Below are 14,618 nucleotides of genomic sequence, written 5' to 3'. Positions count from 1 at the left end.
CGGCTCTGTTTGTCAGTCAATACGTTGTGCAAGTAAATATGTTCTAGCCCAGAAGTGGCGATCCGACGAACGGGTCGATCGCCAGGCCAATGAACAGAAGCGTGAGGTACATGATCGAAAGGTGGAACACGCGCATCGCCTTCCGGTTGAGGCTCTTCGCGCTGTGATCCTGTGCTGCTTCACGGTGCAGAATGTGGGATTCCCAGATGAACCATCCGCCAGAGGCCAGCGCAACCACCGTGTACACGATGCCGGCGTCGCCCATCGGGATCAGCAACAGCGAGCACGCGACCGTGGCCCACGCATACACAACCACCTGAGCGGAAACCGTGCGGCCCTGCGCAACAGCCCCGAGCATTGGAACGTCGGCGCGTTCGTAGTCCTCCGAATACTTCATGGACAGCGGCCAGTAGTGCGGCGGCGTCCACAAGAAGATGATGAGGAACAAGACGATGGCTGGCCACTCGATCGTGTTCTTCACAGCGGCCCACGCGATCAGAACAGGCATGCAGCCTGCGATGCCGCCCCACACGATGTTCTGCGTAGTCTTGCGCTTGAGGATCAGCGTGTACAGGACAACGTAGAAGAGGATCGCAGCAAGACCCAGCGCCGCGGTCAGGAGGTTAGTTCCGGCCCACAAAACTGCGATCGACAAGACGCCCAAAATCCACCCGAACACGAGCGCGGCATTCGGCGTGATCTCGCCGGTCACCAACGGACGGTTCTTCGTCCGGTTCATGACCTTGTCCATGTCCCGGTCGAAATAGCAGTTGAAGACGCCCGCGCTACCGGCCGCCATCGCGCCGCCGATGTTGGTCGCCAGCATCGCAATCAAGTCCGGCCAGCCACGCTGAGCGAAAATCATGGTCGGCAACGTCGTCACGAGCAACAGTTCGATGACCCGGGGCTTAGTCAGTGCCAGATAGGCCTTAGCCTTGCGCGACAGGAAGGCGCCACGAGTCTCGCCGGGCTGACGCTGATGACGCGGCACGGCGGGAGTAGACGTTTCCAGATGGCTCAAGGTGGACATTGACGGTTACCTCATGACGTTGGGTCGCGCCAAGCACGGGGCGCAGTGATGCGGAGCACAGGATGACGCAAATCCTGCATACTTCTTCTTATTCTACCGCCCTATGCCCTCGATTACTGGACATGTGCGGGTAGGCTTAGACACATCGGGTCATCGCGCGCGTTTCCGGCTCCGAATTGCCACGCCGGCAGGCTGAACCCGCGTGCCCAGTTATCAGCGACACCCGTCAGCGAGCAGTTCGAAAGGACCATTAATGCCCTCGGCGAGCCAGACTTTCACATGGACGCAAGAAGATGCTGCAGCGGTAGATACCGCTCGAGTTTTGGCCGCTGATGCGGTTGAGAAGGTGGGCAACGGGCATCCGGGTACCGCTATCTCGCTTGCTCCGGTCGCTCACCTGCTGTTTCAGCAGCACATCCGTCACAACCCGCAGGACCCTAAGTGGGCTGGACGTGACCGTTTCATCCTCTCCCCTGGCCACACGTCGCTGACTCTTTACACTCAGCTGTTCATGACGGGCTATGGCCTGAGCCTCGATGACATGAAGGCTCTGCGTACGTGGGATGCCCTGACTCCGGGTCACCCGGAGTACGGCCACACTGCCGGAGTTGAGTTCACAACTGGCCCGCTCGGTCAAGGCTTGGCTTCAGCTGTTGGCTTTGCTTACGCTCAGCGCCGGATGCGCCGCTTGTTCGATAAGGACGCTCCTGCGGGTGAGTCGCCGTTCGATCACCGCATCTACGTGATCGCTTCCGATGGCGACTTGCAGGAAGGCGTGACTTCCGAGGCGTCTTCGCTTGCCGGCCACCAGCAGCTGGGCCAGCTTGTGGTCATTTGGGATGACAACAAGATCTCGATTGAGGACGACACCAACGTTGCCTTCACCGAAGATGTTGAGGCTCGCTACCGTTCCTACGGCTGGCACACTCAGCGCGTCGACTGGTTGCGTACGGGCGACTACGTTGAGGATATGAAGGCCCTCAACGATGCGATCGAGGCCGCTAAGGCTGAGACTGACCGTCCGTCGTTGATTGCTTTGCGCACCGTGATCGGTTGGCCTTCGCCGACCAAGCAGAACACGGGCGGTATTCACGGCGCCAAGCTGGGTGGCGATGAGGTTGCTGGTTTGAAGAAGGCCGTGGGCTTTGACCCTGAGCAGAGCTTTGTTGTTGACGATGCTGTGCTCGCTTACACGCGTAAGGCTCAGGAACGTGGCGAGCAGCTGCGCGAGGACTGGGATGCCGCGATGGATGCGTGGCGCGCCCGTTCCGAGGCTGAGACCGTGGCTCTGAATGAGCGCCTTGAGAAGGGCGAACTCCCAGAGGGCTGGACGGATGTTCTGCCACGCTTCGAGGCAGGCGAGAAGATCGCTACCCGTGCGGCCTCGGGCAAGGTCATTAACGCTTTGGCCCCTGTGCTTCCGGAACTGTGGGGTGGCTCGGCTGACCTCGCGGGTTCGAACAACACGTTCATCAACGGCGCTAAGTCTTTCAATCCGTCCTCGTGGGCCACTGATACGTACAAGGCCTGCCCAGGCGGCCGCAACCTGCACTTCGGTATCCGCGAGCACGCTGCGGGCGCTATCGTCAACGGCATCGTGACGTCGTCTCCGACCCGCGCCTACTCCGGTACGTTCCTGATCTTCTCTGACTACATGCGCCCTGCAGTGCGTTTGTCCGCTCTGATGGGCATCCCATCGATCTACGTGTGGACGCACGATTCGATCGGCCTCGGCGAAGACGGCCCAACTCACCAGCCGGTTGAGCAGCTCGCTTCCTTGCGCGCTATCCCGAACCTTGACGTGATCCGTCCTGCGGACGCGAACGAGGTTGCGGTCGCGTGGAAGAAGATGATCGAAACCACCGATCACCCGTCGTCCATCATCTTGACGCGTCAGGGCGTTGAAACCCTGCCACGCGAAACGGACGGCTTCGCTGCAGCTGAGCTTGCTGAACGCGGCGCCTACATCTTGCGTGAAGCAACCCGCGACGGCGAAGAGGTCACCCCAGAAGTGATCCTCATCGGTACCGGCTCCGAGGTTGCGCTTGCGGTTGAGGCTCAGAAGACTCTCGCTGAGCGCGGCATCGCTGCACGCGTTGTTTCGATGCCGTGCATCGAATGGTTCCGCGCCCAGGACGACGAATATCGCGAATCGGTTCTGCCATCCGAGGTCACCGCACGCGTTGCGGTGGAAGCCGCTCACCCGATGAGCTGGCACGAATGGGTTGGCAGCAACGGCCGCATCGTTGGCTTGGATCACTTCGGCGCCTCCGCCGATGGTGACACGCTGTACCAGAAGTTCGGCATCACCTCCGATGCGGTTGTTGAGGCCGCCGTAGAGGTTGCGTCCCGCTAATTTGCGAATGCGTGGGCGCCCGGTTTCACAAACAGCGCAGTATGGGCCGACAGGGCGCCCACGCTTCACTCATTCACGTTTGCTAGGTCTTGTTTCAGGAGTTCTCGTTCATGTCTAACGTTCATACTCAGGCTCTCGCCGATGCAGGTGTTTCCATCTGGCTCGATGACTTGTCGCGTAGCCGCCTCACGAGCGGTTCGCTTGAGTCCTTAGTGCGTGATGTGAACGTCACTGGCGTGACCACGAACCCTGCGATCTTCGCCTCCGCCCTGTCTGATTCGGAAAGCTACGCGGAAGACATCGCTGAACAGGCCGCCAAGAAGGCTTCCGTTGACGACGCGGTGGTTGCGATTACCTCGAAGGACGTCGCGCAGGCCGCTGATCTGTTGCGTCCTGTCTATGACGCAACCAACGGCGTCGACGGCCGCGTATCCATAGAGGTGGATCCGCGCCATGCATTCGACACCCAAGCGACGATCGATCAGGCCGTTGAGCTGTGGGAGTCGCTGGACCGCCCGAACGTCATGATCAAGATCCCAGCGACTGACGAGGGACTCCCAGCGATCACCGAATGTCTGGCTCGCGGCATCAGCGTCAACGTGACCCTGATCTTTGGCTTGCAACGCTACCGCGAGGTTCTGTCCGCTTTCTTGCGCGGCCTTGAGAAGGCCCGCGATACCGGCGTGGACTTGAGCCGAATTCACTCGGTTGCTTCATTCTTCGTTTCCCGCCTCGATACCGAAGTTGATGCTCGGCTCGAGGCGATCGGCACACCTGAAGCCCTCGCGTTGCGCGGCAAGGCAGCTCTCGCGAACGCTCGCCTCGCCTACGAGATCTTCCGCGAGGTTTCGTTGACGCAGCGTTGGAAGACTCTTTCGGCTCAGGGCGCTCATCCGCAGCGTCCTTTGTGGGCGTCGACGGGCGTCAAGAACCCTGAGTACCCGGACACTCTATACGTTGATGAGCTTGTAGCTCCGCTGACAGTGACCACGCTGCCGGAAGCCACACTCAACGCGGTAGCCGACCACGGCGGTGACGCACAGGACACCGTGAGTGGAACCTACCGTGAGCAGGACACGATCCTCGATGAACTCAGCGAACTCGGGATCGACTACAACGAAGTGATCGCCAAGCTCGAAAGTGAAGGCGTGCAGAAATTCGTGGATGCTTGGAAGGATCTCTTGACGCAACTCGAGGCCGAACTCGCGTCTGCTGAGGCCCGCCAAATATGATAATGCTTTCCGTACACACAAGTCATGAGATCAAGGACGCTGTGGAGGGCCAGCTCCCCCAGCTCGTCAAGGATCGAGTTGCTTCCCGGCTGGCTGCCAAAGATGCTTCCCTGTGGGGTAAGAAAGCCGCCCTTGAAGCGGTACAGAGGCTCGGGTGGGCTAACCCGTTCCCTTCTTCTCGTCCGCTTCTCGAGCCTATCGCGGAGCTCCGTGGCACGCTGAAAGAGCGTGGCATCAAACGGATCATCCTGGCTGGTACGGGTGGTTCAACCCTGGCTTCCGAGGTTGCGGCTCGCGCTGCGGATGTAGAACTCACAGTCATTGACTCGACGGACCCAGGGATGCTCGCGGATACGCTCACGGACCTCGAGACGACACTCATGATTGTCGCCTCCAAGTCCGGAAGCACACTCGAAATGGACGTTGCGTTCCGCGTCTTTAGTGACGCTATCGAGCAGGCAGGACTTAAACTCTCCGAGCACATTGTCGTCATTACTGACCCGGGTTCGCCTCTTGAGCAGTTGGCAAACAAGCATCGCCTCTTGATGTTCACAGCCGATCCCACGGTTGGTGGACGTTTCTCTGCACTCGCGGCTTTCGGTCTTGTACCAACCGGACTTGCGGGAGTCGACGTTGAGCGTGTCCTCACAGAGGCGATGGACGCGCAGGCTGAATGCATCCCCGACAGCCCTGAGAACCCCGCGCTCATCCTGGGCGCTGCGTTGGCTGGTCAGCATCCTCAACGCAACAAGCTGGTGATCCACGACGACGCCGCTAACCTGCCGGGCTTCAGCGCATGGATTGAGCAACTCGTGGCGGAGTCCACCGGTAAACAGGGCATCGGCCTCGTCCCGACCGTTGAGATCGTTTCGTCAGCCAACAGCGTCGCCTTCGACCACGCTGACGATGTCCTTCACGTCTATCTACACGGAGGCAACACCGCTCTCCCGCAGACAGCCGGCCCAAGCGTCACAGTTTCAGGTAGCTTGGCGGCACAGTTCATCGTGTGGGAATACGCGGTTGCCGTGGCGTGCCGACGTATCGGCGTCAACCCTTTCGACCAGCCCGACGTCGAAGCCTCCAAACAAGCGGCGAAAAACTTGCTCGCTGCAGAACATAGCAGCGCATCGAGCGAAGGCTGCACAACCGACGGGCCGATCACCGTTGCCGCTTACGGATCGTGGATCGATCACTCCAAGGTCACGTGCCTCGAATCCGCTATCGACGCGCTCCGTGAGGTCGCGACGGAACGTAGCTACGTTGCGATCAATGTGTTCGCGGATAGGAACACCCACCGTGATGTCGCAGCACCACTACAGCAGACGATCACCGACATCTTCCACCGCCCGACAGCATTCGGATGGGGCCCACGGTTCCTGCACTCAACCGGCCAGGCTCACAAAGGTGGCCCCGCGGAAGGCATCTTCATCCACGTTCTGGCACGCTCGGTCAACGACATCACAATCCCGGGACTGAGCCACACAGGCGGAGAACAACTAGCGGCCCAAGCCACCGGTGACGCACGCGTTCTCGCGGAACGCGGCCGCCCCGTCGTGATGGTCACAGTGGACGACCCCGCGGAAGGCCTCCCCTACATCGTGAACAAGCTCAAAGCTATACAAGCCTCGGCGTAACTGGCGTTGGGTTAAAAGTTTGGGGGGCGGACCGTGTGGTCCGCCCCCCAAACTTTTCAGAGTCAGTCAAAGCGCTAGGCTTCCGCGCTAACCTTCCGCGCTATGCTTCAACGTTGAGCCGCATCAAGAGAGCCAACAGGACGATGCACACAGCCCAAATGACCGAGATCGTCACCGTGATCTTATTCAAGGTCCGCTCTGCGCTACCGGACGACTGCATCGACGACGCCATACCGCCACCGAACAGATCCGAAATACCGCCACCACGGCCCTTATGGAACAGCACCGTCATGATGAGCAAGATGCTGGTAATCAATACAAGGACCTGCAGGGTGACCTGCGAGGCGTTGATCAAACCCGACATGATCTCCTCGAGCTTCTACGTCCGTTAAAAATATTCTGTCTCAAACCACGTTCGGCACGCACGCGCACCTACGCGTAGTGCTGTTCGAACCTAGCAATATTAGCAAACTCCACGGCGTCAAGGCTTGCGCCACCCACAAGAACACCGTCAACATCGGCTTCCTGCATAATCTCAGCCACGTTGGTTGCTTTCACTGACCCACCGTACAGGATGCGAACGCCGTTCGCCGCATCCTCACCGTGAACCTGCTTGACGCATTCGCGGATAGCGTGAGCCATCTCCTGCGCATCGTCAGGGCCAGCGACCTCGCCAGTTCCGATAGCCCATACCGGCTCATACGCAATGACAAGCTTCGAAACAGTGTCCGCGTCGAGCGTACTGATCACAGCCTTGACCTGAGCCAACGTGTGCTCAACATGCTCCTGAGCCTGGCGCACCTCAAGCGGCTCCCCCACGCACACAACCGGAGTCATGTCATGGCGCAAAGCGGCAGCCGTTTTCGCAATCGCGACCTCATCGGTCTCCTGGTGGAGCGTGCGGCGCTCCGAATGCCCGACGAGGGTGTAGGAGCAACCGAGCGCATCCAGGAACTGACCCGAGATCTCGCCCGTGTACGCCCCTGAATCATGTTCTGAAACATCCTGAGCGCCGTAGACTACAGGCAGATCATCGCCTGCTACCAACGTCTGGACGCTGCGAAGATCAGTGAACGGCGGGAATACAGCAACCTCAACGCGATCGAAGTTGTGGTTCGCGTCTTGCAACGTCCACACGGTCTTCTGCAGAAGCGTGATGCCCTGGCGATGATCCATGTTCATCTTCCAGTTGCCAGCGATCAGAGGACGGCGCGCAAACTCACCGTTGGTGATGTGTGCCATCTAGTTGTTCTCCTCCAAGACGGTCAAGCCTGGGAGTTCCTTACCTTCAAGGTATTCCAGCGAGGCGCCGCCACCGGTCGAGATGTGGCCGAAATCGTCATCGTTGTGTCCGAGGCTTCGCACAGCAGCCGCGGAATCGCCGCCGCCAACAACCGTGAACGCCTCAGAGCGCTCTAGAGCACTCGCGACTGCGCGCGTGCCGCTCGCGAACGCGTGGAACTCGAAGACACCCATCGGACCGTTCCAGAAGACCGTAGCCGCCGTGACGATCTTCTCGCCAAACAAGCCTGCGGATTCCTGGCCAATGTCCAGACCCATTCCTGCTTCACCGATCGTGCCGCCGGTCAGGTCATCAACTGGGCGTGTCTCATACGCAGCATCAGCGGCGAACGAATCAGCCATCACGATGTCGGTTGGCAAGATGATCTCGGCGTGGCCGTCGGTGCCGGAACGCTCGAGGTAACCCTTGACGGTCTCAAGCTGATCCTTTTCAACCAGCGAGCTACCGATCTCGTAGCCTTTAGCCTTCAAGAACGTGAAGACCATGCCACCACCAACCAGAATCTGGTCTGCGACGGTCAACAAACGCTCGATCACGGCGAGCTTGTCAGAAACCTTCGCACCACCCAAGACAACAACGAATGGACGCTTCGGCTCAACCGTGAGGCGCTTCAAAACCTCAAGCTCGTCACGAACGAGGTCACCCTGATACGCAGGCAAAACACGAGCGATATCGAAAACAGAGGCGTGCTTACGGTGAACCGCGCCAAACGCATCATCCACGTAGGCGCCGTCCTCGCCAGCCAACGCAGCGTAGCGCTTCGCGAGTTCCTCACGTTCGACGTCGTCCTTGGAGGTCTCACCAGCTTCAAAGCGAACGTTCTCGATCACGAGGACCTCGCCATCGGCAAGCTCCTGCGCCAAAGACTGAGCGGACTCGCCCACCACATCTTCGGCGACCTTGACGTTCAAGCCGCTCAATTCAGCGAGTTTCTCGGCTGCCGGGCGGATCGAAAGAGCAGGATCAGGCTCACCTTTCGGGCGACCCAAGTGTGCCATCACGATCACGCGCGCACCAGCGTTAGCCAAGCGTGAAATCACAGGGATCGACGCTTTGACGCGGCCAGCGTCAGTCACGTTTCGTTCCTCATCGAGTGGAACGTTCAAATCGGAGCGCACCAGGACCGTACGGCCCTTGACGCCCTTGGTCATCAAATCCTCAAGAGTAAAGGCAGGCATACATCTAAGCCTACGGGATAACTCTGGCGTTAACGATGTCCGCCGCTCTCATCCGCAAGAAACGGACGAGAGCGGCGAACCGTGCGTTGCGCTAAAAGCCTTGCTTAGGCGGTTGGAAGAACCAGCTTAGCTGCGCCTTCCTTAGCTGCTGCGTAGCGCTCCGAAACGTTGTCCCAGTTGACGATGTTCCAGAAAGCATCAACGTAGTCAGCCTTGACGTTGAGGTAGTCAAGGTAGAAAGCGTGCTCCCACATGTCCAGCATCAGAAGTGGCTGGGTTGCTACTGGGACATCGCCCTGCTGGTCGTGGAGCTGCTCGATGAGGAGCTTGCCGCCGATGCCTTCGTAGGTCAGAAGTGCCCAGCCGGAGCCCTGGATGCCCAGTGCGGCTGCGTTGAAGTGCTTCTTGAAGTTCTCGAAAGAACCGAAGTTCTGGTTGATGGCTTCTGCGAGCTCACCGGTTGGCTCGCCGCCGCCCTCTGGAGAGAGGTTCTTCCAGAAGATCGAGTGGTTGGTGTGGCCACCGAGGTTAAACGCGAGGTCCTTGGTCAGCTTGTTGACGTTGGACAGGTCGCCCTTATCGCGTGCCTCTGCCAGCTGCTCAAGCGCAGTGTTAGCGCCCTTTACGTAGGTTGCGTGGTGCTTGGAGTGGTGAAGCTCCATGATCTTGCCGGAAATGTGCGGCTCGAGTACACCGTAGTCGTAGTCCAGATCCGGAAGCGTGTACTGAGTCAAGGTAACCTCCATGCGTTCGACCAGCCGGAATCTCCGTTGCCGGTCATTAGGTATTTATGATGCGAACCTGTGCACCCGTCGGTTCCAACCTGTCGGTGTGAGCCGTGCGAGCACTGGGGTCCACAAGCTATTGGGAGCCATTCCGAAAGATGCCCTCATGTGCGTGTAACCAACGTCACCGGATAGTTATTCCCTCATCCGTTGTTATTCCCTAATCGTCGAGAATATCCGCAGGGACTGCAGTCGTCGTGTTCGGGATTCCACGTTCGTCGGCAACGCGGTCCGCCATCATGAGCAAACGGCGAATTCGACCAGCGATCGCGTCTTTCGTGAGCGGCGGATCAGCCAAGCGCCCGAGCTCATCGAGGCTCGCTTCCTTGTGTTCGATGCGCAGCGTACCTGCATCACGCAGGTGTTCAGGAACGTCGTCGCCCAGGATCTCCAGCGCGCGCTGAACGCGTGCACCCGCGGCAACCGCTGCCTGCGCGGAACGACGAAGGTTTGCGTCGTCGAAGTTAGCTAGGCGGTTCGCGTTCGCGCGGACCTCCTTGCGGGCACGGCGTTCTTCCCACACCTTAACCGTCTCAACAACACCGATCTTCTGCAGTAGCAGGCCAATGGCCTCGCCATCACGCAAAACCACGCGATCCTGCCCACGAACCTCGCGCGCCTTGGCTGTAATACCAAGCCTGCGGGCAGCGCCAACCAGCGCCAACGCAACCTCCGGGCCAGGACACACGATCTCTAGCGCGGACGAACGCCCAGGCTCCGTGAGAGAACCCGCGGCCAAGAACGCGCCACGCCACACGGCCGCCGCATCAGCCACAGAACCGTTCACGATCGACGGAGGAAGGCCACGGACCGGGCGGCCCATCCCATCAACCAAACCCGTCTGCCGTGCGAGCGAAGCACCGTCACCCAAAACCTGCATCTCAACACGCTCCGAGTTACGAAGCCCACCACCGCTAACCAACCGCATAGCGCATCGAACGTTGAAAACCTCAGCCAACGTCTTCTGAATACGGTGGGCGATCGCTTCACCACTGACCTCAGCCTGAACGGCGATCCGCCCACCGACAAGATGCAAACCGCCCGCGAGTCGAAGCATCGTCGCTACCTCAGCACGACGCTGGGACGTCACGGTCACATCCACAGCAACCAATTCATCTCGAACAGCATTCGTCAATGCCATGAGCGTTGACATCCCTTTCGGCTTACACGGAACCTTACAAAGATCTTAAGTCTAACGGGACGCGCCGTTGGACTCGAAGTGAGCGAAAACATCCTTATACGCTGCAGCGAGCCGCAACGGGTCATGAACCGACTCTTGTACCCGTGATTCCACACGGTCAAAAAACACTTGGCTCCCCATGTTTTCAGCGACCTGACAGAAATACGCGCGGTCATCAATCGTCGACGGGTCGGCCAGCACCGCGTCGATGTGCAGCTCCGGAGCGTAGCGGGCCAGAATCTTCAGATGGTCCGCAGACTTCAACCCAGACGCCTCCTGCGCCGAGGACGTCAGGTTCATTGTCACGAGGGTGCGAGCCTTCGAATCGCTGAGGGCCTTCCGGCTGTCTTCAAGAAGCAGGTGAGGCAGGACTGACGTGTACCAGGAGCCAGGGCCCAGAACGTTCCAGTCGGCTTCACGAATCGCATCGAGAGCCTGTGGCGTGCCGCTAGCTTCCTCAGGTAGCAAGCAGATCTCGGTCACGGAACCCTGGTGCGCGGCCTTAGCCAGGGCAACCTGGCCCTCATGTACCTCGCTAGTTAGCTGGCCGTTCCGCTCCGTCACCACAGTGCCCCTGATGCGCAGCGGGTCAGTAGACATCGGCAGAACTCGGCCGCGAGCGCCTAGCAACTGGCCGGCCCATTCAAGACCCTCAACCGCATCGCCCAGCATTTCCCACAACGTCACGATGAGGAAGTTACCGAGGACGTGGCCCTCCATGGTTTGCGGAGAATCAGGCAACGTCGTAAAACGGTGCTGCATCACGCGCGCCCACGTACGACCCCATTCGCTGTCATCGCACAGAGCGGAAAGCGCCATACGCAAGTCCCCCGGCGGGAGCACACCGAATTCGTCGCGGATGCGTCCCGAGGAGCCGCCGTCGTCGGCAACCGTCACGATCGCGGTGAGGTCCGCATCAAGCAACCGCAGCGCCCGCAAAGAAGCGTGCAGACCGTGCCCGCCGCCCAGTGCCGTGATCTTCCAACGTGAACGTTGTTGGCTCGAGCTCAGCCGAGGAGCAACCAGAGGGAGCACATGTGTAGGGATATCCACGCTTACTCCCTCCCCAAGTCACGGTGTGAAAGCACAACTTTCAAATGCGGATGCTCATCCAGGCGGCGAGCAACCTCGGTAGCGATCGCAACCGAACGGTGCTTACCGCCAGTGCAGCCGATCGCGATCGTTGCATAGTGCTTGCGTTCGCGACGGTAGCCATCGAAAACCGATTCGAGTGCCGCAACGTAATGGTCGACGAAGGTCCCGGTGCCTTCCGCGCCGAGGACATACTCCGATACCTCGCTGTCCTGGCCAGTCAGCGGGCGCAGTTCAGGAACCCAATGCGGATTAGGCACAAAACGCACGTCCGCCATGAAGTTCGCGTCCATCGGCACACCGTATTTGAAGCCGAAGCTGATCACGTTGAGCGTCAACACGACCGGGCCTTGTTCGTTGAACAAGTGATGCACCGAACGGCTCAGATCATGCACACTCATGGTCGTGGTGTCCACCGTGAAATCAGCGCACTCACGGAGGCCTTCAGTCAGCGCGCGCTCGGCCTCGATCCCGTCCACGATGCGGCCACTACCCTGCAACGGATGCGGACGGCGTCCTTGTTCAAAGCGACGCACCAACGTCGCATCGTCACAATCAATGAACAGCATCTGATACTCGATGCCGTCAGTATCCATTTGAGCGAGCGTGCTCGTGAGGTCTTCCAGGACCTGCTCGGAACGTACGTTAATACCAACCGCGATCCTGAACTCCTGGCTGCGCGACCGGGACAAGACATCCACGAGCGTCTGCAGCATCTGGGGCGGCAAGTTATCGACGACATACCACCCCATGTCTTCCAAGGCGTGGCCCGCCGTCGTACGGCCCGCGCCGGACATGCCGGTCATGACAACAATCGTGTTCTTCTGGGGAACCTCAGCTGGCTGCTCAATCTGCATAACCTAAGGCTACCCAACCGCCAGGCTTAGCGGGCCTCGCCGTCCTCACTGTGGAGCGCATCGTAGATCTTCTGGGCGAGCGCCGGGCCAATCCCCTTAGTGCTCTGCAACTCGTCGACAGTGGCCGCACGCATTTTCTTGAGCGACGAGAACTCCGCACGCAGGGCCTTCTGCTTGGCAGGCCCCAGCCCATCGACGGTGTCCAAGATGGACTCGAGCATCGATTTCCCGCGGCGTTCCCGGTGGAACGTAATCGCGAACCGGTGGGATTCATCACGCACCCGTTGCAGCAGGAAAAGCCCCTCGGACTGCCGCGGCAAAATCACGGGGAAGTCATCCCCCGGAACCCAGACCTCTTCGAGTCGCTTCGCCAACCCCACCACAGCGATGTCTGTGATGCCTAAGTCCATGAGCGCTTGCTGAGCGGCCGCGACTTGCGGAGGCCCGCCGTCGACCACAACCAGCGACGGCGGGTAAGCGAACTTTGCGGCTGGCGCCTTGGTCGCTTCCTCCGCGCTGATCTCGCCGGAAGTGTGAGTTTCAGCTTCAGCGAGGTCTTCGAAGTAACGCTGGAAACGGCGCGAAATCACGTCATACATCGAGGCCGTGTCGTCACGAGCGGCATCGCCTTTGACCATGAAACGGCGGTAGTCGGATTTCTTGGGCAGGCCGTCCTCGAACACGACCATCGAGCCGACAACGTTGGTACCCGATGAGTGCGAGTTGTCATAGCCTTCGATGCGCAACGGCGGTTCGCTGAGCCCGAGGGTTTCCTGAAGCTGTTGCAGGCCGGCGGACCGCACCGTGATGTCACCCGCGCGCTTGATCTTGTGGAGCTTGAGCGCCTGAACCGCGTTCTCCTGCACGGTCTCTGCAAGCTCACGTTTGGTTCCACGCTGAGCCACGCGCAGCGAAACCTTCGCGCCGCGCAGTTCAGACAGCCAGCCGGTCAGGGCGTCAAGATGCGTCGGTAGCTCCGGGACCAACACTTCCCGTGGAATCCTGTCGGCGTCGTCGTATGCACCGTAAACCTGTTCGAGGAGCTGCTCAACAAGCTGTGGCGTTTCGAGGTCTTCGACCTTCTCCATGACCCAACCACGCTGACCCGTGATTCGGCCATGCCGGACGTGAAAAACTTGCACGGCAGCTTCAAGATCGTCTTGCTCGATACCGAAGATGTCGGCGTGCGTCGACTCATCGAGCACTACGGCGTTACGTTCAAAGACTTTCTGCAACGCCTGAATGTCATCACGATAGCGGGCAGCGGATTCGTAATCGAGCTCAGCTACCGCTTGCCTCATTTTGGTTTCGAGAGACCGGATCGCTGGCTTGCCGTCGCCTGCCATGAAACGAACCAGGCCGTCGACGAGCTCGCGGTGTTCATCTTCGCTCACCCGCCCGACGCACGGGGCCGAGCATTTGTCGATGTAACCGAGCAGGCACGGCCGGCCTGATCGTTCGGCCCGTTTGAAAACACCGGCCGAGCACGTCCGGACCGGGAACACCCTCAACAGCAGGTCAAGAGTCTCGCGTACAGCCTTCGCCGGGGAGAACGGCCCAAAGTACTTGGTTCCTTTACGGCGGTCCCCTCGCATCACTTGGGCGCGAGGGTACTTTTCAGACACCGTGACAGCGAGGTACGGGTAGGACTTATCGTCCCTGAACATGATGTTGAAACGCGGATTGAACTGTTTGATCCACGTGTACTCAAGTTGCAGCGACTCTTGCTCTGACGCCACCACAGTCCACTCAACCGATGAAGCCGTGTGCACCATCGTGTACGTTTTCGGCGAAAGCTGTTCGGGCGCTACGAAATACGAGTTGAGGCGGTTTCGGAGGTTCTTAGCCTTGCCGACGTAAATAATGCGGCCCGCAGGGTCCCTGAAACGGTAGACGCCTGGGCTTGTAGGTATCTGAGATGACTCAGGGCGGTACGATGCCGGATCGGCCACCTGAATCACCTCACCTGGT

General features: G+C 59.7%; 12 protein-coding genes. 3 read left to right on the top strand and 9 right to left on the bottom strand.

The window, feature by feature from the left end; translation table 11 throughout:
* Positions 1-43 precede the first annotated feature (43 nt).
* Positions 44-1,030, bottom strand: coding sequence for a heme o synthase (locus tag JOD50_RS08285; protein ID WP_204881145.1), 987 nt, complete (start codon positions 1,028-1,030; stop codon positions 44-46).
* 253 nt (positions 1,031-1,283) lie between these two features.
* On the opposite strand from JOD50_RS08285, the gene tkt reads away from it, so the two are divergent.
* From tkt to JOD50_RS08270, 3 genes are all read left to right on the top strand, one after another.
* Positions 1,284-3,386 carry a transketolase gene (tkt, locus tag JOD50_RS08280; RefSeq protein WP_204881144.1) on the top strand — a complete coding sequence of 701 codons (2,103 nt, stop codon included), beginning with the start codon at positions 1,284-1,286 and terminating at the stop codon, positions 3,384-3,386.
* Between the two features lie 110 nt (positions 3,387-3,496).
* Complete coding sequence (tal, locus tag JOD50_RS08275; protein WP_204881143.1) at positions 3,497-4,618, top strand: transaldolase; 1,122 nt, start codon at positions 3,497-3,499, stop codon at positions 4,616-4,618.
* A 2-nt stretch (positions 4,619-4,620) separates the two neighbouring features.
* Positions 4,621-6,252: a glucose-6-phosphate isomerase gene (locus JOD50_RS08270; protein ID WP_204881142.1), complete on the top strand. Its 1,632-nt coding sequence runs from the start codon at positions 4,621-4,623 to the stop codon at positions 6,250-6,252.
* Positions 6,253-6,352: 100 nt separating this feature from the next.
* On the opposite strand, the gene secG is transcribed toward JOD50_RS08270, so the two are convergent.
* The 8 genes from secG to uvrC all read right to left on the bottom strand — a co-directional run bounded on the left by secG (position 6,353) and on the right by uvrC (position 14,599).
* Positions 6,353-6,616 (bottom strand): preprotein translocase subunit SecG, encoded by a 264-nt coding sequence (gene secG, locus JOD50_RS08265; RefSeq protein WP_239541559.1) that lies wholly within the window; start codon positions 6,614-6,616, stop codon positions 6,353-6,355.
* Between the two features lie 68 nt (positions 6,617-6,684).
* Entirely contained in the window at positions 6,685-7,494 is an 810-nt protein-coding gene (gene tpiA, locus JOD50_RS08260; RefSeq protein ID WP_204881141.1) for a triose-phosphate isomerase, read from the bottom strand.
* Positions 7,495-8,733 (bottom strand): phosphoglycerate kinase, encoded by a 1,239-nt coding sequence (locus JOD50_RS08255; RefSeq protein ID WP_204881140.1) that lies wholly within the window; start codon positions 8,731-8,733, stop codon positions 7,495-7,497. It lies immediately after the preceding gene.
* 104 nt (positions 8,734-8,837) lie between these two features.
* Positions 8,838-9,467, bottom strand: a complete 630-nt coding sequence (locus JOD50_RS08250; protein ID WP_204881139.1) for a superoxide dismutase — start codon at positions 9,465-9,467, stop codon at positions 8,838-8,840.
* Between the two features lie 211 nt (positions 9,468-9,678).
* Positions 9,679-10,659 (bottom strand): DNA-binding protein WhiA, encoded by a 981-nt coding sequence (gene whiA / locus JOD50_RS08245; protein ID WP_204881138.1) that lies wholly within the window; start codon positions 10,657-10,659, stop codon positions 9,679-9,681.
* A gap of 51 nt (positions 10,660-10,710) precedes the next feature.
* Complete coding sequence (locus JOD50_RS08240; RefSeq protein WP_204881137.1) at positions 10,711-11,751, bottom strand: uridine diphosphate-N-acetylglucosamine-binding protein YvcK; 1,041 nt, start codon at positions 11,749-11,751, stop codon at positions 10,711-10,713.
* Positions 11,752-11,753: 2 nt separating this feature from the next.
* On the bottom strand, positions 11,754-12,647 hold the full coding sequence (gene rapZ, locus JOD50_RS08235; RefSeq protein ID WP_204881136.1) for an RNase adapter RapZ: 894 nt from the start codon (positions 12,645-12,647) through the stop codon (positions 11,754-11,756).
* Between the two features lie 26 nt (positions 12,648-12,673).
* Positions 12,674-14,599 carry an excinuclease ABC subunit UvrC gene (uvrC, locus tag JOD50_RS08230; RefSeq protein ID WP_204881135.1) on the bottom strand — a complete coding sequence of 642 codons (1,926 nt, stop codon included), beginning with the start codon at positions 14,597-14,599 and terminating at the stop codon, positions 12,674-12,676.
* Positions 14,600-14,618: the final 19 nt, after the last annotated feature.

Source organism: Pseudoglutamicibacter cumminsii (genome assembly GCF_016907775.1).
Taxonomy (GTDB): domain Bacteria; phylum Actinomycetota; class Actinomycetes; order Actinomycetales; family Micrococcaceae; genus Pseudoglutamicibacter; species Pseudoglutamicibacter cumminsii.
Note: the sequence above shows the minus strand (reverse complement) of the source record. Positions and strands in the feature narration are given on the sequence as shown.